General features: G+C 65.9%; 22 protein-coding genes. 7 read left to right on the forward strand and 15 right to left on the reverse strand.

Annotated features, from left to right (window positions below; translation table 11 throughout):
- Positions 1-172: 172 nt before the first annotated feature.
- From ACQPWU_RS46090 to ACQPWU_RS46145, 12 genes are all read right to left on the reverse strand, one after another.
- Entirely contained in the window at positions 173-2,797 is a 2,625-nt protein-coding gene (locus ACQPWU_RS46090; RefSeq protein ID WP_433432231.1) for a LysM peptidoglycan-binding domain-containing protein, read from the reverse strand.
- Positions 2,794-3,216, reverse strand: a complete 423-nt coding sequence (locus ACQPWU_RS46095; RefSeq protein WP_433432233.1) for a pilus assembly protein TadG-related protein — start codon at positions 3,214-3,216, stop codon at positions 2,794-2,796. Before ACQPWU_RS46095 ends, ACQPWU_RS46090 begins: the two co-directional genes overlap by 4 nt.
- Positions 3,213-3,617 (reverse strand): TadE/TadG family type IV pilus assembly protein, encoded by a 405-nt coding sequence (locus ACQPWU_RS46100; RefSeq protein ID WP_433432235.1) that lies wholly within the window; start codon positions 3,615-3,617, stop codon positions 3,213-3,215. The genes ACQPWU_RS46095 and ACQPWU_RS46100 overlap by 4 nt, the downstream gene beginning before the upstream one ends.
- 10 nt (positions 3,618-3,627) lie before the next feature.
- Positions 3,628-4,008 carry a TadE/TadG family type IV pilus assembly protein gene (locus ACQPWU_RS46105; RefSeq protein WP_433432237.1) on the reverse strand — a complete coding sequence of 127 codons (381 nt, stop codon included), beginning with the start codon at positions 4,006-4,008 and terminating at the stop codon, positions 3,628-3,630.
- Positions 4,005-4,205, reverse strand: coding sequence for a hypothetical protein (locus ACQPWU_RS46110; RefSeq protein ID WP_433432239.1), 201 nt, complete (start codon positions 4,203-4,205; stop codon positions 4,005-4,007). The genes ACQPWU_RS46105 and ACQPWU_RS46110 overlap by 4 nt, the downstream gene beginning before the upstream one ends.
- A gap of 18 nt (positions 4,206-4,223) precedes the next feature.
- The gene (locus tag ACQPWU_RS46115) at positions 4,224-5,093 is read right to left on the reverse strand and encodes a type II secretion system F family protein (protein ID WP_433432241.1); all 870 of its coding nucleotides are present in this window, start codon (positions 5,091-5,093) and stop codon (positions 4,224-4,226) included.
- A complete protein-coding gene (locus ACQPWU_RS46120; RefSeq protein ID WP_433432243.1) occupies positions 5,090-5,926 on the reverse strand; it encodes a type II secretion system F family protein in 837 nt (278 codons plus the stop codon). Before ACQPWU_RS46120 ends, ACQPWU_RS46115 begins: the two co-directional genes overlap by 4 nt.
- Positions 5,923-7,236 (reverse strand): CpaF family protein, encoded by a 1,314-nt coding sequence (locus ACQPWU_RS46125; protein ID WP_433432245.1) that lies wholly within the window; start codon positions 7,234-7,236, stop codon positions 5,923-5,925. The genes ACQPWU_RS46120 and ACQPWU_RS46125 overlap by 4 nt, the downstream gene beginning before the upstream one ends.
- Positions 7,233-7,976: a hypothetical protein gene (locus ACQPWU_RS46130; RefSeq protein ID WP_433432247.1), complete on the reverse strand. Its 744-nt coding sequence runs from the start codon at positions 7,974-7,976 to the stop codon at positions 7,233-7,235. The genes ACQPWU_RS46125 and ACQPWU_RS46130 overlap by 4 nt, the downstream gene beginning before the upstream one ends.
- 4 nt (positions 7,977-7,980) lie before the next feature.
- The gene (locus tag ACQPWU_RS46135) at positions 7,981-8,541 is read right to left on the reverse strand and encodes an SAF domain-containing protein (protein WP_433432249.1); all 561 of its coding nucleotides are present in this window, start codon (positions 8,539-8,541) and stop codon (positions 7,981-7,983) included.
- An 87-nt stretch (positions 8,542-8,628) separates the two neighbouring features.
- Positions 8,629-9,441 (reverse strand): hypothetical protein, encoded by an 813-nt coding sequence (locus ACQPWU_RS46140; RefSeq protein WP_433432250.1) that lies wholly within the window; start codon positions 9,439-9,441, stop codon positions 8,629-8,631.
- Positions 9,423-9,995 (reverse strand): hypothetical protein, encoded by a 573-nt coding sequence (locus tag ACQPWU_RS46145; RefSeq protein ID WP_433432252.1) that lies wholly within the window; start codon positions 9,993-9,995, stop codon positions 9,423-9,425. The genes ACQPWU_RS46140 and ACQPWU_RS46145 overlap by 19 nt, the downstream gene beginning before the upstream one ends.
- Before the next feature lie 336 nt (positions 9,996-10,331).
- Here ACQPWU_RS46145 and ACQPWU_RS46150 point away from each other — a divergent pair, with 336 nt between their 5' ends.
- Complete coding sequence (locus ACQPWU_RS46150; RefSeq protein WP_433432254.1) at positions 10,332-10,712, forward strand: hypothetical protein; 381 nt, start codon at positions 10,332-10,334, stop codon at positions 10,710-10,712.
- Positions 10,713-11,284: 572 nt separating this feature from the next.
- Here the strand turns inward: ACQPWU_RS46150 and ACQPWU_RS46155 are convergent.
- On the reverse strand, positions 11,285-12,193 hold the full coding sequence (locus ACQPWU_RS46155; RefSeq protein WP_433432256.1) for a hypothetical protein: 909 nt from the start codon (positions 12,191-12,193) through the stop codon (positions 11,285-11,287).
- Positions 12,194-13,447: 1,254 nt separating this feature from the next.
- Here ACQPWU_RS46155 and ACQPWU_RS46160 point away from each other — a divergent pair.
- A complete protein-coding gene (locus tag ACQPWU_RS46160; RefSeq protein WP_433432258.1) occupies positions 13,448-13,888 on the forward strand; it encodes a hypothetical protein in 441 nt (146 codons plus the stop codon).
- 99 nt (positions 13,889-13,987) lie between these two features.
- A complete protein-coding gene (locus ACQPWU_RS46165) occupies positions 13,988-14,194 on the forward strand; it encodes a hypothetical protein (protein ID WP_433432259.1) in 207 nt (68 codons plus the stop codon).
- A gap of 74 nt (positions 14,195-14,268) precedes the next feature.
- Here ACQPWU_RS46165 and ribD read toward each other — a convergent pair whose 3' ends face one another.
- On the reverse strand, positions 14,269-15,225 hold the full coding sequence (gene ribD / locus ACQPWU_RS46170; protein WP_433432261.1) for a bifunctional diaminohydroxyphosphoribosylaminopyrimidine deaminase/5-amino-6-(5-phosphoribosylamino)uracil reductase RibD: 957 nt from the start codon (positions 15,223-15,225) through the stop codon (positions 14,269-14,271).
- A complete protein-coding gene (locus ACQPWU_RS46175; RefSeq protein WP_433432262.1) occupies positions 15,225-16,433 on the reverse strand; it encodes a hypothetical protein in 1,209 nt (402 codons plus the stop codon). The genes ribD and ACQPWU_RS46175 overlap by 1 nt, the downstream gene beginning before the upstream one ends.
- 146 nt (positions 16,434-16,579) lie before the next feature.
- Between ACQPWU_RS46175 and ACQPWU_RS46180 the strand changes: the two genes are divergently transcribed.
- The 4 genes from ACQPWU_RS46180 to ACQPWU_RS46195 all read left to right on the forward strand — a co-directional run bounded on the left by ACQPWU_RS46180 (position 16,580) and on the right by ACQPWU_RS46195 (position 20,791).
- Entirely contained in the window at positions 16,580-17,443 is an 864-nt protein-coding gene (locus ACQPWU_RS46180; protein ID WP_433432264.1) for an SAM-dependent methyltransferase, read from the forward strand.
- Positions 17,444-17,756: 313 nt separating this feature from the next.
- Positions 17,757-19,301, forward strand: coding sequence for a radical SAM protein (locus tag ACQPWU_RS46185; RefSeq protein ID WP_433432266.1), 1,545 nt, complete (start codon positions 17,757-17,759; stop codon positions 19,299-19,301).
- The gene (locus ACQPWU_RS46190) at positions 19,279-20,076 is read left to right on the forward strand and encodes a maleate cis-trans isomerase family protein (protein ID WP_433432268.1); all 798 of its coding nucleotides are present in this window, start codon (positions 19,279-19,281) and stop codon (positions 20,074-20,076) included. Before ACQPWU_RS46185 ends, ACQPWU_RS46190 begins: the two co-directional genes overlap by 23 nt.
- Complete coding sequence (locus ACQPWU_RS46195; protein WP_433432270.1) at positions 19,982-20,791, forward strand: hypothetical protein; 810 nt, start codon at positions 19,982-19,984, stop codon at positions 20,789-20,791. The genes ACQPWU_RS46190 and ACQPWU_RS46195 overlap by 95 nt, the downstream gene beginning before the upstream one ends.
- Positions 20,792-20,810 lie beyond the last annotated feature (19 nt).

Genomic DNA, 20,810 nt, shown 5'->3' on the forward strand with positions numbered 1-20,810 from the left:
GTTGAACGTTGTCCTCATGCCGGAATTGGCGGTGCTTCTGGTCGGCCATCCTGGACTGGATGGGCCGGTGCCACCCGGCCGACGTATGTCCCTATGACGATGCCAACGTGCGATGATCCCTACCGAGATGGGCGACATGGCCATCTCCGCGTCAGGTATGCGTAAATAGCGGCTAGGTCCGGCGGTTGAGGTGCCCCAACACAGCCTGTGCTTCTGTAGATGGCATGATTCCCAGGGCATCGAGGCGCCTCTTGAGATGGCGAGCACGTAGGTGAGCCTCATCTCGACGGCCGAGCTTGAGAAGGACGCGGATAGCACCTATGGCAGCGCTCTCGACATCCGCGTCCAAGGTGCATACCTGCTCGAACACCTCCAGAGCCCGTTCAAGCCGTCCTGCCTGTTCATGGATCGCACCAAGATGTAGCAATGCACGAACGCTGGTCACAGTCAGCGGCCACCGGTGATCCTGATCGATCCACCCGTAGTTGGTCCCCTGTGCCAGCTGCCCCCGGCAAAGCGCCGCAGCCCCTTCCAGGGCGACCAGCTTGGTCTCTGCATCAGTGGCCGAACGAGCGGCGTCAAGGCTGCGGCGGTAGGCCCACAGATCCACCGCCACGTTCCGGGCCTCCACCCGGTAGACCTTGTTTTCGGCCTCCACAAAAGCGGCTTCCTTATCGCTTCTCCCGGTGGCCTCCCGCAGCGCTGCGCGCAGGTCCTTGAGTGCGGCGTGGAAACGATAGCCCGCTTGTGGCTCCTCCACGTCGGGCCAGAGGTGCGCGCAGATCTTCTCCCGGTCCAGCCCGTGGGGATGCAAGGCAAGGAGAACGAACAACTCCAGAGACTTGGTCCGTCCAGAGATATCGACGACCTTTCCCTCGACCTCGATGATCGGCTCGCCTACGACGCCGAACTGGACCAATGCCTCCGTTGGTTCGGGCGTTGGGGCGACCAGTCCCGCATCCGTCTGCGGCTTGTCGTCGACGAATCCATTTCCTGCGGCGAGCTTCTCGAGCAGAGTTCCAGCCGCAGTCTTGGACACGTGGAACAACGCCACACCCGCCAGTTCGCCGGAGGCGTTCGACACCACGGAGTCAGCGCTCACCTCGTACGTGGTGCCAGACGGCCACTCTCCGCCCAGCAGCGCCCCTATGCCGAATCTGGGGGCCAGCCCCATCAAGGTTCCCAGGTAGGAGTAATCGCCACCGCCGTCCGTCTGGGCCACCAGCAAGAGTGCAGGCAACGGCTCGTCCGGCTCGTTGCCGCGGAGCTCGGGTATGTCGTCGGCCTCGGAGTCGCGGAGTATCCGCCGCCGAGCCACGAACTGCTCCTCCAGACAGTCGATGGCGTCATCGAGCCCCTCCACAAGCCGAAGCTCAGGCAGGTACTCCGACAGAGCACGCACCTGCTCGCCGAGCACGCGGACGGCGTCGTCGACAGGCATGACGATCTCGACACGGTGTTGATCCGCCTGGGCCAGCAGATCGAGCACGATCGCCCTGATGACGTCGTCGACCGCCGGCCCGATCAGCCCCACGTTCAGTCCGGACAGCTCCAACGAAACCGCCTCGGAGCCTCGCGTCCCCACCTTCACAGAGACTGGCGGGTCGATGGAGAAAGCTGACCGTACCAGTTCGAGGTCGTCCGGCGGTGGTTCATCTGAGCTGGCGTATTCGCGTCGATGCGCCTGTTCCAACACCCGTACGGCGGGCGGCTCCGGTTCGGGCACCGGCAAGCTGACGGGCTCGTCCGCTTGAGGAGTGCTGAGGCGTCGTCGGTAATGGAGCCGTGTGGCGGCCAGCGCCACCGCCACCCCAGCAGCGAACGAAAGGCCCACCACACCACCGTCCGGAAGCACGACTGAGGTCCGGGGCGTCTCGGCCGCAGGGGACGCGGCGCACGGGGCCGGCCCTGTAGCTGGCCGTTGCTGGGCAGCCTTCGGCGCCGTCGGACGGTCTGGGAGGATCAGCCGCCAACCGGGTTCGATGACGGCAGGATCGCCGAGCCGACCGCCGTCGGGCTGCTCGCGTCCCTTGTTGAGCTTGTAGATCTCCTTGTACCGGTTGCCGTCCCCTAGCCGCTTCTCAGCGATGTCCCACAGGCTCTCCCCCGCCAGAACCGTATGCACCCGCCCTGATCGCCTTCGCGTCCAGTCCAATCCCGTGGCGTCTATGGGCATTCGTAGCTTCCAGCCAGGTCGTAGCCAGTCCTTGCTGGTGAAGGTCTGTCCGTCGTTCATGACCTGGCCTTGGTTGAGTCGTGCGATCTCCCGGTACCGCGCCGGGTCGCCCAAGTGCCGCTTCGCGATGCCCCAGAGGGTGTCGCGAGGCTTGACCACATAGGTCTTGTCCGGCTTCGCAACCTCGACGGTCCTGGCCTCAGCGGACTCAACCGGCGAAACGTCGGGCAGCGCAGCCGGCGCGACAGCGACAGACGCGGCGGGAATCAAGCCCCGAGCAGCGGCGACCGGAGTGGTGGCAGCCAGGGTCATCGTGGTGATCAGGTGCGCGGCCAGTCGATGGAACGGAGTGCGCACCCGTGTCCGGGTCGCCCGCATCATGCCGATCAACTCGGCCAGAACGCCCCACCCGAACAAGCCCCAGCACACCCACACGACGCCAAGCAGCAGTGGCTTGACCATCTGCGGCTCGGCGGGCATTGCCAGATCTTCGACGCTAGGGAGCTCCAGCGGCCAGAAGAACAGCAGAAGGATCGTAGGTATCCCGGCCAAGAGGACAGCGAGTACCAGGGCGGCGGTCGCCCGGGGGAGAACAGGAAAGCGCATGGCATACGTGGTCATGGTCGTCCTTGATCGCTTCCCTGAAGCATCCGTGCCGAGGCGGAGGCGGTGGTGGACACATTGCTGATGCCGATCAGGGAGAGAAGCACGGTCGGTTTGGAGACGGTGACTGTCACCTGGATGATGCGTCCCCCCGCCAGGGCCGCGCTGCCCGTGTGTCCTGCTGTGGCGAGGTAGGCTCGCGCGGCCGACAGCGCCTTCGTGGTATCGATTTCGAAGCGACCGCCCTGTGCGTAGGCGCGGTCGATATCGACTTGTCCAGCTCCTGCACGCGCCGCCTCCTCGGCAACCGCGTACGCCTCCCTGTATGCCTGGATCTTCTTTCCCCCATCGACGACCAGCCCCGCACAGATCAGCAACGCCATGGCGAACACCACGGTGAAGGCAGTGACCGAGCCGCGCTCGTCGCGAATGTTCATGGCTGCGCCCCGCGGGCTCTGAAGCGGTCAAGGGGACTGGTAAAGCTGCTGCTCAGAGCCTTCGATCCCGGCATCCCCGGCAAGGCGATGTCGCTGAACTCCACCTCACATCGCACCGTCGCGGACACCACGGCAGGCGTTCCCACCGGTTCTGAAAACCCGCTCGTGTCCACGGTGACCAATGGGGAACACTTCAGCCCCTCCCTGCTGAGGGCCTCTTCGGCGCTCGCCAAGGCCGCAGCGCGCGCCGTACCGGAATCTCGAGCGATGGACGCCTGCCGCGCGGCGTCCCTTGCCGCTGCCTCGATCGAGCCCTGTGCGATGGCGATGCGACCAGCCGCAATCATCAACGCCAGCAGAGCGATCAGCGCGGGCGCGATGATCGCCGTCTCCAATGCCATGGAGCCCCGTTCAGGATTCATCAACAGTCCACTTCTCCACGGGCGCCTGGGCCACCTGATCGATGGAGATGGTGAGCAGCGGGATGAGGCTGATTGCCTGCCCATGCACGGTCACCGTGACCGTGTCACCTCCGCGCTTCACATCCACCGCCGGAGACAGCAGGAACGACCCACCGGCCTCACGGGCAAACCGCGCTGCCGCCGCCTTCCCGGCCTCGAGGCTGGAACCGTAAGCACGTCCCACCCGCAGGCCCTCCTGGGCTGCCGACAACGCAAGATTTCGGGCGTCGAACCAGAGCGCGACGTTGACGGCGAGCAGAACCAGCAGGAGCACCACCGGATAGATGACCGCTGCCTCCAGCGTCGCCGAGCCTCGCTCGCGACCTTTCATCCGATCTTGCCCAGTTGCTCGTTCACCACCTGCGTGATCTTCGCCCCGACGGCAACGGCCAACAGGAACACGACAGCCGCTATCACCACCCATTCCAGGGTGCTGGCGCCCCGCTCGGGATCGGTGCCGCGACGTTCTGCGAGCCGGTTCAGTGACAACAAGTCACGCAGCCACAGCACTGCTCGGTAGACCTTCATGATGTACCTCCGGGTAGTTCAACCTCCAGCCATACGGGCGAAGGCGGGATAACCGAGCAGCAGCAGGAACCCGATGACCGACAAGGCCATGGGAACCGTCATGGTCTCGGTGCGGGACTTGGCCTTGGCCACCTCGGTGGACAGCTCCACCTCGCGCAGAGATTGGGCCTTGGCCATGAGGGTGTCGAGGATCCCCGCTCCCCTGGTACCGGCGAGACGGGCGATCGACGCCAAATCGGCGAGCTCGGGAACAGCGATCTCATCTGACAAGCGGGTGAGCTCGTCCCACGCGCTGCCGACTCCCCGCCGGGCCGGATCCAGCGCCACGGCCAGCCGCCGGAATGTCCACCCGCTCCCCACCTTTGCGGCGGACTCCAACGCATCGGCAGGTCCGGAGCCGGCCGCACGGGCGAGCGCGACGAGATCCAGATAGGCGACAATCGCCTGCCGGAACGCCTTTCGAGCATCAGCAGCCTGGCCACGCAGCGCCGCGTCCGGGGCGAAGAACACCGCGACCGCAAAGGCACCACATGACGCCCAGGAGACCATCCAGGGCAGCGCGATTCCCAGCAACGCACACCAGGCCCAGAGGACGGCGGGCCCCGCCATCGCGACGGCAATCATCGCCGCCTTCCGGACGAGGTAGTCATCGGCCGTCTTTCCCAGCAAAACCAGGTTCGTGTGCGGGACACGTGCACCGATAATGGCGCTCCTCGCCAAGTGGGCAGCCACGCGTGTGCGCAAGTCCGGAATCGGATCTGTGCGACCGCCGGGTCGAAGTCGTTCCATCGCCGGAGCGAGAGCGGGCGGTGCGGGGAACAGCGCGGCAATGGCGAGGGAGGCGCCAAGACCCACTGCCGCTCCGGCGAGGAGAACGAGGCCGATCACGACGAGGCTCCGGAACTGTTGAGGAACCGATGCCCCATGAGCGGCTTGGCGAGCCGATGCAGCCAGACGAAAGCACCTGCGTAGAGCAGGACGACGACCGCGAGCACGATCTGGCCGCCGAGCGTCCCGAACGGCTCCACGTAGGTCCGGTTGAGCAGCGCGAACACGGTGTAAGCGAGCAGTGCGCCGATGACCCAGCGGGCCGTGGTGCGGTGAGTCGCACGTTCGGCGTCGATCTCTCGCCGCGCCGCCACGTCCTTGGCCACGGTACGGGCCAGCCCCTGGAGAACCTCCCGCAATCCACGACCTCGAGCGCGGCAGGCCAGAATCAGCGCCGCGGCGATCACGTCTCCCGTCGGGTCGTCCAGGTCATCGGCGAATGCCCGAAGCGCCTGCTCCGTCGGCGTACGGAATGCCAGCCTCCGCGCCAGCCCTTGAACCTCGGCTGCTATGAGTTGTGGCGGGTTCTTGGCACTGGACTGAAGTGCCTCCTCGATCCCCGCGCTGCCACCGAGCACGTCGGACAGGTGGCGCGTCCAGGCCTCCAGCGCTTCGAGCCGCTCGATCTGCCGCTGAGCATCGCGGTTGGTCAACATGCGCGGCAGCACCCATGCGCCGACCGCGGCTCCCAAGGCCGCGACGGGCCAGCCGGTCAGCCACCACGTCGCCGCGGATGCACCGACGGCCGACAAGACCCGGACTGCGGGCACCTTGGGTAGATTCCGTCCGGGTGGGTGTGGGGGTCGTTCTGGAACCTTGCGGAGACCCGCGACGATGAGCAGCGTGCCGGCAACGAGCAGCGCGCCAGACAGGGCAGCAAGCCATTGCGTCATCCGAGCCCTCCGTTCCACGAGCGAGCGACGAACAGTCCGGGATCGAACCCCGCCGCGACGAGCTCGTCCATGCTCTGCGGAATCGTGTTGGGAATGGCGCGGCCATCCGGCCCTGGGACATAGACGCGATTTACCGCGGGTTCGAGGGTGTCGCCGGGCGGTAGCACCTCGTTGACCTGAGCGACGTACCGTCGATTGACCGGCCCTTCGGGGTCATGACGGAGCTCGTGGCGCAGATGGACCACGAAGTCCACGGCCATGCCGATCGTACGGAACAGCGTGTCCGGTGCGATGTTGAGACCGCCCGAGCCGGCAAGGATGAGCATGCGGGCGAAGACCTGGTCGGCCGAGTCGGCGTGCATGGTGCAGATGGAGCCGTTGCCGCCGGTGTTCATCGCCTGGAGCATCGGTACGAGCTCGTCCCCGCGCACCTCGCCGACGATGATCCGGCGCGCGTTGAACCGCAAAGCGTCCTCGATGAGCTGGTGCAGTGTGATCGCGCCGAGCCCTTCGGTGTTGCCCTCGCGCGCCTCCATGGCCAGCACGTCGCGATGCCGCTCGGTCTGGAGGTGGAGGAAGAGCTCGTACTCCTTCTCGATGGTGGCCACCCGCTCGTCCGGATCGATCTCCGCGGCGAGCGCACGGGCGAACGTGGTCTTCCCGTCGCCCATCCCGCCGGTGATCACGATGTCCTTGTGCGCCCGTACGGCGGCACCGAGGAACTCGCGCAAGCCCTTGTCGATCGTGTCATTGGCGACCAGGTCGTCGAGGTCGGCGTCGAGCTTGCCGTGACTGCGGATGGACAGGCATGGGCGCGGCACGACTCCCATCAGCGCGCCCATGCGGGTCCGGCTGCCGATGGACAGGTGGAGCCGAGGGCGTGCGATCGAAAAGTCGCGGGCGGTCTGCCCCTGATAGGCCGCCCACCTCCGAACGTCCTCGACCAGTTCGTCGTCGCTGTCCGCGATGGGCGGGCCGAGCACCTTCCGCCCATCCGAGTAGGTGATCCAGACTTGGTCACAGCCATTGACGTCGATGTTCTCCACGGCGGGGTCGTTGACCAATTCCTGGAGTCGTCCCATGCGGAACACCTGGTTGAAGACGGCCTGGGCGAGGCTATGCTCCTGCTCCAGGGTGGGAACATCCTTTCCGGCGAGAGCGCGGGCATCCACGTACTCGCGAACAAGGTCGGTGATGATGGCTCTGCCGTACTCCTCCACCGCGTCATCTGAGACGGACTCGGCGTCATCGATGGCCTCGGTGACCTTGGGCAGGAGGGCGCGCACGGCTTGCGCCTGGTCAAAGGTCAAGGCGCCATCACCTCGTCCCGTACGGCCTGCACACAGAGCTTTTCAGCGAAGGTGCGGGCGGCTCTGACCAGGAGGGATCGCGGGACATAGCGCTCGTTGCCGCTGCCGTGGGAGAGCACCTTGGCGGCGCGCAGATCGTGCGGGAGGTGATCGGCAACGTCGGCCGCGAGCGTCTGGCTTACCTCTCTGCTGCTGTACGGCCCCTTGCCGACGAGCAAGATCTCCGGCCCCGGCCGGGAGCCACGTACGCGTTTGACCTCCTGGAGGCGAGGCGCCGCAGCCAAGAGATCTACGAGAGTTGGACGAGCCACCAGGAACACTCGGTCCGCCTCACGCAGGAGGTCCACGGGCGTATCGGACCCTCCGATGCGGCCGACGTCAGCGATCACGTCGCCCGGCATGGTCACGAAGGTGGCGATGATGTTCGGCCAGAGCGGGTGGAATGAGGCGGCCTGCGCGGGCTCGGCGAGGCCGGGAAGGATAAGCCTAGGTTGCGCATCGGCTAGGTAATAGGTTTGCTCGCGGAGCGACTTCTCGGGGTCGGCGCCACGCCGCAACTGGACCGCCCACTCCCCCAAGCCTCGCTCCCGGGGCTGTCCGAGGAGGTAGCCGACGTGCAAGCTGCCACCGGCCTGGTCACATTCGGCGAAGAGAATCTCGCGAGGCCATGCGAAGGTCAGCGCGAGACTCGTTGTGGTGACTCCTGGGCTGTGGCCGCCCGAGCACAGGACGATCAGCATCGGCTCACCCCGCCCTGGATTGCAAGACGATGGCCACCTTTCCCACAGCGGCTTGGCGCGCGAGAGCTGCACCATCGGCGGCCGGAACCACGAGGTCCACCACCAGCAATCCGTCGGCATCGGGCTGGCCGACGCGATCGACCCTTCCCATGTGGTCGACGGGGGCCTTTACGTCGTCGGGAAGCACTACAGCAGCCACCACGCGGTCGCCGGCCCGCACTCCCCGGGCGGGAACCTGGCTGGCCTTCAGCGCCAGGGGGACGACAACCTCACCCGGAGCTGGGACGATGCCGTCGGTCACCTGGGTGGGCGCGAGGAGGCCGTTGGCCCTCAAGTCCACGGCCGCGCGCTTGCCGATTACGGCGCTCTTGTCTTTGGCATTGACCCATTGAACGCCGGGATCCATGCCCATCGCCACGGTACGGAAATCTTGTGCCTGCAACTGTTGGCCGATGGGCACGTCGCGGCTCATCACTAGGACCTGGGTCCGGTGGCTCGCGACGCCGTACACCTCCCAGGCGGCGAGCGCGCCGAGCGCGGTCAGCGCGACGCTCGCGGCCACCATCGCAGGGCGGCGCCTGCCTGGAAGTGGTCGAGCGGGCTGGGGCTGCCCAGGGTTCTGAGGTGGCGCGGCGCGCTGGAGCATATGAAGCTATCCCTTCGTGACGAGCGCCTGAGCTTCGGAGACGCGGATCGGGAAGGTGACCGTGCGAGTGATCGACGGGAGCGTGCCGCCGCTGCCACCTGACCCGCGCCAGGTCCCGTTCCAGGTCACGGTCACGCTGGCCTGGTAGGCGCCTTTGGGGTGGAGGTAACGGTAGGAGCAGCTCGACCGCTGCTGGTCGGCCCGCTTGGAGGGGTCGTACGCGGTGCCTGGGCCATCACATGTGATGGTCTTCCCGTCGCCGGCGTCGACCGTCATCTTTTGGGGTGTCGCGGTGGCCTCGGCCCAGACGGCCCCGACTTCGAGGCGCTTGGACTTGGCCTTCCACTCGCCCTTGCGCAGGTAGAACCAGTGCGGAAGGCCGACCAATGCGTCGGATCCGCGAGGCGGAGCGGTGAGGACCTTGGGCGGGGCGATGGGGATGAGCGCGTACGCCTGGCGAGCGAGCTGCTCGGAGGTGACCGTCTGGCCGATATCGCCTTGGACCCAGAGAACGTCGCGGTATCCGTCGCTGCATTCGATCAGGTAATAGGCACCGTCACCTCTCGGCTTGCTGTTGGGGTTGCTGGCGGGGTCGACGAACTCGAGACCGCCGTTCTGCTGGCCATCGACGTGCCACGGCGTGTACTTGCAGGTGACGTTCGATCCTGAACCACTCCGATTTGCGGCTCCAGGTCGAGGGCCCTGCCTGCCGGTGATGAGGTAGCCCCACGGCTGCGCCTTCACCTCAGCACCGTCACCGTCGCCTGGAACAGCCAGCAGAGCGACCGCGAGCAGGGAACTCAGTCCGTAGGCGAGCATGGCCCGTCCACCTGCTCCAGTGTCGAAGCCCGCCACGCTCCGTCCTCGCCCTTTCGAAAGGTGACGACCAGATGGGTATCGGTCGTGCCGTGGGTGAGGCGCTCTCCCGTCTTCGCGTCCGCCTGGCCCGTCTCGGTGGCGTCCTGGCAGTCGTGGAGACTGGCCTTGTCGCCGTTGACCTTCACGTCGAAGGTGTGCAGGACAGGGTTGCCCCAGGTCACTCTGCCGGTCGCTTGAAGTGCGGCGATTCCACGGACCATCCGGTCGAGCAGGGGCTGGGTGGCGACATTCGCCAGGAGTGGGCGGCGCCTTTCGGGTGAGGTTCGCTCTGCTTGCTGGCCGGAGACATAAAGATTCCGGTACGCGGTCGCGACAGCCTGCTCCTCTGGGACTGCTGCCTTGCCTTGAGCTGCTGGCGAGGCGGTGTTCGTCGTCGCAGGGCTGGCGCCGGACGATGCGTCACGGGACCGGCATGCGGTGGCGGCCGCCGCCATCCCAACAATTAGCGCTCCTAGAGCGAATGGCGCCCATTTCGGACGCAGCAAGGCAACCATCACTGACCTGTATCCTTTACAAGGAGGCATCAACTAGGTGCGCGGAGTTGTCAGAGTAGGTCGGAGCTCTGACCTGGTCATCTATCCGTCGAGTCATAGATCACTAACCGCCAGACACCGCCTGAACTTGTCAAAGGCATTTCCAACCATGTCCGGTGTTGTCGCCATGAGCACATGTTTCGGCGAACCAATATCCATGTCCATCATGAGCGAATATCGACGACGTCGTCACGTCCGCATCGGGGACAACGACATGCAGATCGCGTTGACCGCTTGACGTAGTTGTCCAACTACTTAAAGTAAGCATCCGGGTGTCGCAAAGAGACGGAGGATGCGATGATGACACGGGCAAGCGGGGCGATCGCGCTACTGGTCACGGGACTCGCACTTGGCACGGCCGCACCAGTATCAGCGCAGGCGTCAGGCTGGGGCGACAACTACGCCGATGGCAGCGTGACGGTCCCCACCGACCGATCCTCGATCAGAGTCTGCGACAGCAAGAGCGACAACCGCAGCTACAAAGCGGTCTGGCATAACGACAATCCCGTCGACGCGAGGAAACCGTTCGAAGTACGCGCACCTCAGGGCGGGTGTGCCACCGACAGTTCCGTCTGGGGATCGATCAAGGTGTTCAAGCTCTGTTATGGGCACCTCGGCGCTAACAAGCAGGTCACATGGGACGGATGCAAGGCGGCGGTGTGGCCAGGGGGCCACTAAGCCGAGGCTGAGCCCACCGGCTCCGTGGTGGAGCCGGTGGTAGCCGTCGCGAGCGGGATCCGCATCGCGTCGTACTGCCGGCCAAGCGGCTGATCACGTACGGCAAGTGGATCGGCGTCACTGCGGGATGCATACCTCATCCTGCGGTTCATGCGGCCGAGGCAGGCGTAGGGCGTGTTCAGCGACGACAGCTTCCCAGATGGCCAGCGCACGGTGGCGGCGGCCTCGACCTGCCTCGTCGTATCCGCCTTTCCTTTTTCTGCGTAGAACCAGATACTGCCCGCCCTGGCACGCCAGTTCATACGCGCCGCAGCAAGAGGTGGCCCTGATACGGAGAGTTGCGCCCGTCGAGCGGTAAGGCCCCCACACGATCGACTCGGTCCCGACTCGCTTAGCGGCCGTCGGTGAGTTGCCTTTGGCGGAACCGGATGGCGTCCGCCTGGCCTCTGGCAACGAGTCGTATTGGATCGCGAGTTCAGCCGTCATCTTTGCGTCTTTCCGCTCTATGCGTCAGGAGGCCGAGGGCACGTGGATCGGGGCGACTGGCACGCCTGCAGCACGAGCTCGGTCGTCTAGGGCGATCGTGTGGGGTCCATTCGGTATTCGAGCCAGGCGTGCCCCGCTTCCACGGCGCGAGCACGGCTGTCGCGCTCTTCCTCCGGCCCGTGCAGGGCGTTGTGAAGGCGAAACGACGTCCACAACGCAGCCAGCCCGGCCACAGCTGCGGCTGGCGCGTTTCTCCAGCCGATCACGACGGTGGACAGCAGTGCATCGGTCTCGGCCGGCGTATGCCCGGCTTGGACCAGGCGCGGCGCGAACAGGGCCGCATCAACCCAGGGCGCGCCGCGGGCGGCGAGTGACCAGTCCAGCACACGAACGCGACCGTCGCAGACGCGCAGTTTCTCCTGCCGCAGACGTCCGTGAACCAGTGTGCTGCCACGCAGCAAGGTCGGAGTGAACGACGCCATCGCGGCCATGTACAAGTCTCGACGGGGCACCATCTGCGGCGGCTTGGCGTACAACTGGCGCCACTTGGCTTGGAGACGCAGGATGTTCCGTTCGACGGGTACCGCCCCTGGCGGGCAGGGAGTCAACAGCACATGGAGCAGAGCCAGCGCGTCCAAGACCGCGGGCAGGTCGGCCGAGCCAGGTGACAGGTCAGCAGGCCGGCTGTCGTCGGCGAGATCCTCGAAGGCCATCGCGTGCCAACCGGCTCGAGTAGCTGCCCACAGCATGGCGGGTGTGGGAACGTCCGTTGGTAGGTTCTCCCCCGCCCACCGCGCGCGCAGATGCTCTCCCGCGCCGGGCTTCCTGGTGGTGCGAATGGCCTTGAAGAACACGGTGCCGTCGTGGGTGTGCAGGCGCACCGCCACGCCCGGCCCGGAGTCGGGGACGCCTTCGGCCTTGCGCACCATCCCGAAGCGTCTCTCTACGGCGTCGTGAACGTCCTGGGGAAGGTCCTCCCAGGAAGGGGCGATCATCGGAACCCTCCGCGAGTCCTCGCTGGGATCGCGATGCCTGTAGCCGAATGCGTGTACATCCAAGTGATCATCTGGAGTCTCCCAATCCAGGGCTGGTCACAAATTCGGAAGGCGATGTGGCTGGGACGAAAGGAAGGCGGAGGCCGAGCCTCGGCGGCAGGACGCAACGGCCCCGCGCCTTCCTCTCTCGACTGGCCGCGTGCGCATGGGCGCCCCAAACCATGCGGAGGGGGAGGCGGCCCAGATGGCTCCGGCGCCCCTCGCAGCCCGGCTACTCCCCGGGGCGCGAGGCGCGGAGTGATGCGGTCCTCATCGTGCGTGAGGTCCCGGTCCGCATCGTGACGCGCGTGCGGCGAGACGTGCGCTGTCCCACCGCCCGCGCCAAGGGCATGACCCGCCGGCAGCATCCCGGAGCTGCCGTCCAGCGGCGCACGACCACGCCCAAGTTCTTCAGGCTGCTGTCCCATCCCATAAGGCAAGGGGCAGCGTCGGCTTGCCGGCACCGACCGGAGGCACCTTGACCGCGGAGAGGTGTGGCATCGCATTGGCGCCGGGGTTCGCGAACGAAGTGCGGTCGATCATCGCGGACCTCGCAACTCGTCCTGAGGAGCCTTCTCCTTCTCCAGCTCCTCCTGCTGCCGGAGCTGCACGGCAAGCTGGGCCACACCATCTGCATTGATCGTCTGGGTAAGACCCAGACCTACTTCAGATTGAGTCAAACGTCGCCCATTTCGGGTAGCCCACATTTTTCCCGCCGAGGTACGCCAAATGCACCATCCAGGAAAGACCGCTTGAATGTCCTCCAAGATCACCGGCATCGACATACGACCAGCTTGCGCTCTCGGAAGCGACGAACCAACCACGTTAACGAGACGTCCAGGACGCTTTAGAGCTAGAGTCAAAAACGTCCCTGACGTCCTCAGTCAAGTGGGGTGTACCGTGGCAAATGTCGCCCTACGCCGCGCCATGCTCGATGCCCGGATCTCGAACGAGGAGCTAGCGCGCCGGTGTGGTGTGGATCTCAAGACGGTAGAACGCTGGTTGCAGGACGAGACTCGGGTCCCCCACCTCCGGCACCGGTGGTCCGCCGGAGAGGCACTAGGAGTTGAGATATCCGTGCTATGGCCAGACACAATTCGCCACTCCGTCAAGACTGGCCCTGACCGCGAAGTCTTGACTGTTTATCCGTATCGTTCGGCATGTCCGAAATCCATCTGGCGCAATCTCATCAGCACTGCCCAGAATGAGATCGTCTTGGCCGGCTACACGAACTATTTCCTCTGGCTCGAACACCCCAACCTGGCCAAAGTGCTCAAACGCAAGGCGCAGCAAGGATGCAAGATCCGATTCCTGATCGGGGATCCGGAGAGCGACATCACCAGGCGTCGAGAGGAGGTAGAGAACGTTCCGCTCACCGTGTCCACCCGGATCCGCATCACCCTTTCCGAGATCGAGCCACTTCGGGACGTGGCCGGCATCGAGGCCCGCTACGGCAACGAGCACATCGCTATGAGCGTCTTCCGGTTCGACTCCGAGATGCTGGTGACCCCACACCTGGCCAAGCTCGTGGGCCACGACTCCCCGATGCTGCACCTGCGCCGATATCAGGACGACGGGCTCTTCGACAGGTTCGCGTACCATGCCTCGGAGTTGTGGAGCAGCGGCCGCGACGCGTGGGCTACCGCAGGTGAGTAGGCTTCTCGAAATCCGGCGGCGACCAGTAGATATAGCTAAAGGTAACGATTTGATTGCCTACCGTATCTGGCGAGTGTCATCGGACCTACCGTTGCGGCCATGACGCTGTGGACCTATCTCCTGGCATGCCTCGACGTACGTATTCAACGAGCACGCACCGCCCCCAACCGCGGAGCGTCAGCAGTCGAATGGGTGATCATCACCGCTGTGATCGCTAGCGTGGCGATGGGCCTGGCCCTGCTGATCAAGGGCCTGGTCGGGCAAGAGATGGGCAACCTGGAGAGGGCGTTCAGCAGCAGACAATAGTTCTGCTAGGGCAAGCCGGTAACGCTCTGCCCAGAGGCACGAGCGACGCTGGGCTAATGTCCTGATAGAGCGGGTCACATTGTCCCTCTGCCAGACGCGGATCGCGAGCGGGAGGACGGTGAGGGTCGCCCTCCTTCCCTTCTGTCCCTCCTGGTTGCGCTGACCTTTACGTAACGCGCGATGCGGCTAACGCCTGTGAGTTGAAAGCAGTCCGGCATCATCAGCTCCTGGCCATCGAGCTGCGGGTGAGAGGACGGGCCTCGATCCGGAAGGTAGGCGATCAAGTGGTCCACGAGATCGTCTGCCAGAAAAGGGGCGGCGAAGTCTGGGCCGCCGTCGAGCAGGAGGTGCCGGATTCCGCCTGCGTGTAGCGTCTTCAGCAGTTCGTGGTGTTCAAACTGAAGAGGGTTGTCCGGGAGGCGGATCATGCCCGGTCCGTGGCTGCGTGGGGTTGCCTCGTCCAGGTGGCCGTCGGCGTCCAGGACGGCATCGGCAGTCAGGAGCAGGTCGCGTGCTGGCGGGATGCGTTTGAGGGAGCCGGTCCGGCCTTCGGTGGTTTCGGCGTAGACCCAGGTGAGGAGAGGTCGGCTCAGGGCGAGAGCGGCCCGCCATTGGCCGAGCACGAGCATCGCCTCCTCGGCGAGTACGTCTGTCTCCACGCTTACCCCGGCCTTGCGCAGTTCCTCCACCCCACCCTCCCCTCTGGAGGTGGGGTCGATCAGGGCGACGACTACCCGCGCGATACCGGCGTCGATCAGGAGTTGGCGGCAGGCGGGTGCGTGCCCGACATGGTTGCAGGGCTCCAGGGTCACCACAGCGGTCCCGCCCTTGGCGGCGGGACCGGCGGCCAGCAGGGCATTCCCCTCGGCATGGGCTTCGCCCTTGCGGGCGTGGTAGCCCTCGCCGATCGGCTGGCCCGCCGCGTCGAGGATCACGCAGCCGACCGGTGGGTTGGGGCTGGTGGTGCCAAGTCCATGGGCGGACAGGGCGATGGCTCGCCGCATGGCTTGGAGTTCAAGGTTGGAGGCCATCACATGACTCCCACGTCGGCGAGCGCAAGCCGGAACGCGGCCACAGATGGCAGGCGGCGATGGATACTCAGCGAGTACCCGACTGACGTCAGCACAGTGACGATCCTCGCGGAACCGGCGGCGCGAGCGACGTCGAGCGCTTCGACGGCCGTGGTGGCGGCCTTTTCAGGGTCTCCTTGTCCGGCGTAGGCAGCCGCCAGCCCTGCCAGTGCCATGCCTCGATCTCGCCGGTACACCTTGGGCATCGAGGGTAGCGCGCGCTCGTATGTGGCGACGGCCTGTTTGGGCTGTCGCAGCTCCAGCCAGCAGCCCGCCCGCTGCACTTCTACGTAGGCCGGGGTGCAGAACGATCCGTGTCCGCCTCGGGCGTCCCCCTCGTCGTTTACGGCAGAAGCAAGCTCGTGGGCCTGATCCAGGAGCCGGTGGCAGGCCCGTTCCTCTCCGTCGAGGGCATGTCCTTGGGCCTGTTGCTGGACGATGGCCGCGCGCATCGGTGTGGGCAAGCGGTCGGAGTGCCGGAGCGCAGAGGTGGCCAGCCCGAGGACGTCGCCGATCCGTCTTTGGCTCGTGGCCTGCTGGCTGCGACGGAACATGGTCCATGCGATCATCTGTTGATCGTCGATCTCGTGGGCCCAGGTGGCCGCTCGGTCCGCCCACCGTTCGGCCTGCTCCATGTCTCCAGCGTCCTCGTACAGCCACGCTGCCGACTCGGCGTACCGAGCCGCGAGGCGAAGCACTTCGATCCGATCGTTTCCACGGGCGGGGACGAGGAGTTCTTCCAGGACGGTGATCTGTTCGCAGACGGCGGGAACGGTGTGGCGGGGGCCAAGCAAGTTGTCGCGCTGGACCAGCAGATGCCACTGCTCATGTAGGTGTTCGAGGACCTCGCCGTATTGTTCCGCGTGGGGCATCAAGACCTGCGCCTCGCGTCGGAGTAGTGACGCGGTTTTCAGAGCCCGGCCGCCGAAGAGCTCGGTCTCGGTCATGTCAAGAGCCCTGCAGAGCAGCATCCGGTCGAAGGCGTTGGGCTTGTGGGTGCCGGCCTCCCAGTAGCGGATGTTCCGGCACAGGCTTGCGGTCTTGGCCAGCGGCAAGTCATCCCCGGCGGTGTCGCGCATCAGCCGGACAAGAGCCTTCTGGCTGAGTAGCCGGTCAAGCCTGGCTTGGCGAAGCCGTATCGCCCATCCGGGCGTCGCCTGTTCGTCCATCCGTACGCACCTCACCACGGGAGGAAGGAAGGGGCGGAAACGCTTCCTCATGCTTCCCCCAGTCTCCCCTCCCATCGTGAGGTCTTACCAGGCTGTGATGGATCTGTGCCTGTCCGACGTCGCGTTCCCACCGTCTGGAGGACTTCGTGACCTTCCCTCTCTTCGCCCCAGGGATCAATCCCGGCGCACCGAATGCTGCCCGGGTCTACGACTACCTGCTGGGCGGGGAAGACCACTTGGCTGCTGATCGTGAGGAAGCGGAAAGACTGAAGAAGATCGCGCCAGGGATGGAGCTTGCCGCCCGAGGGAACCGGGATTTCCTTGGCCGCGCTGTCACCTACCTTGCCAGGCAGGGGTACACGCAGTTCCTCGACTTGGGGTCCGGACTTCCGACGATGAGGCACGTCCACGAGGTCGCCCGCGAGGTTCACCCGCATGCGCGAGTGGTGTGCGTCGACCACGACCCGATGGTGATCTCCCATGGTCGGGCGCTGTTGCAGCGCTCTGACGGGGTCGGTGTGGTGATGGTCGAGGGAGACCTCCGAGACCCGGTTCAGATCCTGACCGATTCGGCCGTCGAAAACGTGCTGCACCTCAGTCGACCAGTTGTGGCCCTGCTGGTGGACGTCCTTCACTTCGTTTCGGATGATGACAACCCCGCTCAGATCGTCGCGAGCCTACGCGACCGCATGGCACCAGGGAGTTGCCTCATCCTGTCGCACGCCTGCCACGAGACCTCGCCTGAAGTGATCAGCAAGCGGAGAGCGGGCTATGTGTGGGGCCAAACACTCATACATCCGCGCCCGCGTGCCGAGATCGCCGCGATGCTCCATGGCTGCGTCATTCACCGGCCCGGCCTGGTCGAGATCTCGACCTGGCGCTCTCGGTACGAGATCGCGAGCGGCGTCCCGAAGGTGCCCTTCCTCGGCGCCGTGGCTGATCTTCAACCCACTCTCGCCCAGCTGGCGAGGCCTCGTTCCGTAGCCGTCACAGCAACGGCACGGCAATGAACAGGTGCCGTGTCGTCAATGACCTCGTGGCCTTGGGACGAGACCACCTCCACCAGGGCCACGAGTCCTGCTCGTCAAGTCACGGCTCTCGGCATCCTCGCAGTCGCTCATGTCGCGGCCCTCCCCGTCGCGCCATCGCCGAAGGAACCCGAGCCAACAGCGTCATGCTGGCGGCATTGATCTCGCCCTGCTTCTCTTCCAAACCGTTCGCCGACAAGCCGACCGCCTCAGAGTGGGAAGAACTATCAGTGAGCGAGGACCAAGAGCAGTCGAGCCCCACCCCCACACGGGCACGCTGACGATTGGAGTGCACATGAGCACGACATCGCGCACCATCCTGCTGATCTTGGACTGCTACACCGTCGAACCCTCCGGTCTGGGGGTTCCGCCCTACCTGTCCACCTACGCCCGAGCGGCCTACGGTGCGCTTCGCACCGCTCAACCGCGCGCCCAGGTCGCCTACCTCACGATCGACGACGTCCGCTGGTGCCTCAACGGCGGCCGGCCGTACGAGCGGCCTCCACTGTCGGATCGCCTCACCTACTCGGCCACGACCAATAGGGACAACGCACTACGCCTGCTCCGCGACGCCGCCCTCACCATCGTGATCGCCGGAGACGCGGTCCCTTCGGTGCATCTCCAGGCACAGAACGGTTCAGTGGAGGAGATCGCACGGGCCCTGGCCTGCACGCGCGGCCGTCGCGTGCTGCTCGGCCCGCTGGCCACCTACGCGCTGGCCGACCCGGCGGCCTACGGCGGGCTGTTCGACGCCATCCACACGCACACGCTCACCTCCGCGGACATCACCGCCGGAAGCCAACAGGCCGCACCTTACGAACGGCTGGCCGCCGACCGCGTCGACTACCGCGACCTGATCGACCAGTTGCACTGGACGCCGGTCGCCGAGATCGAGCTGTATCGCGGCTGCACCCGGCGCCGGTTCTGCGACTTCTGCAACGAGCCCATCAAGGCCCCGGTGCTGGACTTCCGGCCGGTCGAGGACGTCCTGGCGGAGGTGGCCATCCTGCATGCCGCCGGCGTCCGACACTTCAGGCTCGGGCAGCAGACCTGCTTCTTCTCCTACATGAACCGCGATGCCGGAACGATCGAGAAGCTGCTGGCCGGCATCCGGGAGTCCGCCGCCCTCGACCTGGTGACGCTGCACATCGACAACGCCGACCCGCTCGCCGTGGCCTCACCCGCAGGGGCGAAGATCGCCCACCTGGTCGCCTCCTACTGCACCGAGGGCAACTGCGCACCAATGGGCATCGAGTCCTTCGACCCGAAGGTCATCAAGCGCAACACCCTCACCTGCACACCCGACATCCTCGTCCGGGCCGTCGAGCACGTGAACCAGGCAGGCGCCCAGGTCGGCCCCGGCGGGCTGAGCATTCTGCTGCCTGGCCTCAACCTGATCTACGGCCTGCCCGGCGAGACCCACCGCACCCACTACGAGAACCTCGCTGGGCTGGTGCGCGTCCTCGACGCCGGGCTGCTGTGCCACCGCATCAACGTCCGGCAGGCCCGCGCCTACCCCGGCACACCGCTAGCGGCCATGCAGGAGCAGCAGCCGCCACCTTCAGCCGAGCACTTCGCCAGCTGGAAGGCGGACATCGACCACAGCTTCGACCAGCCGATGAAGCAGCGGGTCTATCCCGAGGGCCGCAAGATCACTGACTTGCACTCCTTCTTCGTCTCCAGCCGCGGCACCTGGCATCGGCGCCTCGGCTCCTATCCCATCCAGGTCGTGGAGCGCGAGACCGCCCGTCCCCTGTATGAGGTCGCCGACATGACCATCACCGACCACGCGCCTCGCTACGTCTACGGAGAACGCGATGACTCTTCAGCAGGCGCCTGAACGCCATCGCATATCCCCACAGGCTCCTCTCTCGCACGTCGGAGTGCTGGTGCCCTGGGCCAACGCGGTAGTGGAGGCCGAACTGCCGAAGTGGGGCCGTGGACGCACGGTGTGGCACTACGCCCGGCTGGTGCCCGCCCACGGCGGCACAGCCCTGGACGACGACTTCCTGTCCGGGCTGATCGAGGCTGTCCCAGGAGCGCTCCACCAGCTCTCCCCGCTCTCGCTGGACCGGGTCTACCTGGCGTGCACGTCGGCGGACTTCACCCAGGTCCGCCGACTCGCGCAGGTCACGGCCGGTTCGCCGGTACGCGTAGTCGGCGCGTTCGAGGCGATCATGGCGCAGCTTCGGGCATACGGCGCGCAAAAGATCGCCTTGGTCACGCCCTATCCCCATGAGGTCACCGAGGTCGAAGTCATCCAGTTCGCGGAGCAGGGCGTCCTTGTCACGGACTCGGCGAGCCTAGGTCTAGCCGACGGATACGCCGAGGTAACCCTCAACCAACAGGCTGCGCTGGTGGATCAGTTGGAAAAGGAGGCGATCCAGCAAGCCGACGCGATCGTACTGTCCTGTACGGGCTGGCCCACCCGAGCCGCCATCACAATGCTGCGACATCGGCTGGGACGGCCCGTGACCTCCTCCAACGCCGCCATCGCCCTGCACGCCCACAGGAGCACCCGTGAACGCCGCCGAAGTCGCCCCACGCCTGTACAACCTGGTCTCGATCGTCAGCGTGCAAGAAGAGGTGAAGACGGCGGTCGAGGCCAACCATGACAACAACCAGTGGTGGCCGCTACATGTGGACGACTGGCGGGTACGGATGCTCGTGGCTGGATGGAGCACTCGCGTGTCCTACGCCATGATCGACGTCTACGCCGAGGTGGTGAAGAAGTCCGACGCCTACGGCTGGGACGCGCTCACCGGCTTCCAGGACCAAGAGGTCGTCGAACTCGTCCGCCCGCTCGGCCTCGTGGACGCCCGCGTCCGCTACCTGCGATCCCTACAGGCCTTCGTAGCCGCCTCCCAAGTCCGCGACCGACACCTGCTCGCCATGCCGGCGGACGCCTTCATCGAGACCTTCGCCACCGAGGTGAAGGGCGCCTCCTACAAGGTCGCCCAGTGCGCCGCCCTCTACGCCCGTGGCTACCACTGCGGCGTCATCCCCGTGGACTCCGGCATGGTCAGCAAGCTCGCTCCGCTGCTGGGTATGAACGTGGGCAGCGGAACGCTCGCCCACGAACGGATGCGGCTGCTCTTGGAGGCGGGCGCCGCCGTGGACTCCTTCCGTTACCGCGCTCTCATCGCTGAACGCGAGTACCGGGTCACCATCCCCGACCAGATCACACCGACATGGTGGCTGCACCTGGTCCTGATCTACTTCAAGCGCCTGTTCCTCAACCCTCCCGCCAGTCCGAGGGTGTGTGCCAACAGGCCCGCCTGCCCGGCCGTCCTCGACTGCGGCCATCGGCCCCGCCGACGACGGAGGTAGCCAGGTGTCCTGCCTTGGC

The organism is Nonomuraea sp. CA-141351 (genome assembly GCF_050944675.1).
Classification (GTDB): domain Bacteria; phylum Actinomycetota; class Actinomycetes; order Streptosporangiales; family Streptosporangiaceae; genus Nonomuraea.

What these genes read in the sequence shown, in the direction of transcription:
- ACQPWU_RS46090 (WP_433432231.1), bottom strand. Translation starts at nt 2,797, where the DNA reads ATGACCACGTATGCCATGCGCTTTCCTGTTCTCCCCCGGGCGACCGCC.
- ACQPWU_RS46095 (WP_433432233.1), bottom strand. Translation starts at nt 3,216, where the DNA reads ATGAACATTCGCGACGAGCGCGGCTCGGTCACTGCCTTCACCGTGGTG.
- ACQPWU_RS46100 (WP_433432235.1), bottom strand. Translation starts at nt 3,617, where the DNA reads ATGGCATTGGAGACGGCGATCATCGCGCCCGCGCTGATCGCTCTGCTG.
- ACQPWU_RS46105 (WP_433432237.1), bottom strand. Translation starts at nt 4,008, where the DNA reads ATGAAAGGTCGCGAGCGAGGCTCGGCGACGCTGGAGGCAGCGGTCATC.
- ACQPWU_RS46110 (WP_433432239.1), bottom strand. Translation starts at nt 4,205, where the DNA reads ATGAAGGTCTACCGAGCAGTGCTGTGGCTGCGTGACTTGTTGTCACTG.
- ACQPWU_RS46120 (WP_433432243.1), bottom strand. Translation starts at nt 5,926, where the DNA reads ATGACGCAATGGCTTGCTGCCCTGTCTGGCGCGCTGCTCGTTGCCGGC.
- ACQPWU_RS46130 (WP_433432247.1), bottom strand. Translation starts at nt 7,976, where the DNA reads ATGCTGATCGTCCTGTGCTCGGGCGGCCACAGCCCAGGAGTCACCACA.
- ACQPWU_RS46135 (WP_433432249.1), bottom strand. Translation starts at nt 8,541, where the DNA reads ATGGTGGCCGCGAGCGTCGCGCTGACCGCGCTCGGCGCGCTCGCCGCC.
- ACQPWU_RS46140 (WP_433432250.1), bottom strand. Translation starts at nt 9,441, where the DNA reads ATGCTCGCCTACGGACTGAGTTCCCTGCTCGCGGTCGCTCTGCTGGCT.
- ACQPWU_RS46145 (WP_433432252.1), bottom strand. Translation starts at nt 9,995, where the DNA reads ATGGTTGCCTTGCTGCGTCCGAAATGGGCGCCATTCGCTCTAGGAGCG.
- ACQPWU_RS46150 (WP_433432254.1), top strand. Translation starts at nt 10,332, where the DNA reads ATGATGACACGGGCAAGCGGGGCGATCGCGCTACTGGTCACGGGACTC.
- ACQPWU_RS46155 (WP_433432256.1), bottom strand. Translation starts at nt 12,193, where the DNA reads ATGATCGCCCCTTCCTGGGAGGACCTTCCCCAGGACGTTCACGACGCC.
- ACQPWU_RS46165 (WP_433432259.1), top strand. Translation starts at nt 13,988, where the DNA reads ATGACGCTGTGGACCTATCTCCTGGCATGCCTCGACGTACGTATTCAA.
- ribD (WP_433432261.1), bottom strand. Translation starts at nt 15,225, where the DNA reads ATGGCCTCCAACCTTGAACTCCAAGCCATGCGGCGAGCCATCGCCCTG.
- ACQPWU_RS46175 (WP_433432262.1), bottom strand. Translation starts at nt 16,433, where the DNA reads ATGGACGAACAGGCGACGCCCGGATGGGCGATACGGCTTCGCCAAGCC.
- ACQPWU_RS46185 (WP_433432266.1), top strand. Translation starts at nt 17,757, where the DNA reads ATGAGCACGACATCGCGCACCATCCTGCTGATCTTGGACTGCTACACC.
- ACQPWU_RS46190 (WP_433432268.1), top strand. Translation starts at nt 19,279, where the DNA reads ATGACTCTTCAGCAGGCGCCTGAACGCCATCGCATATCCCCACAGGCT.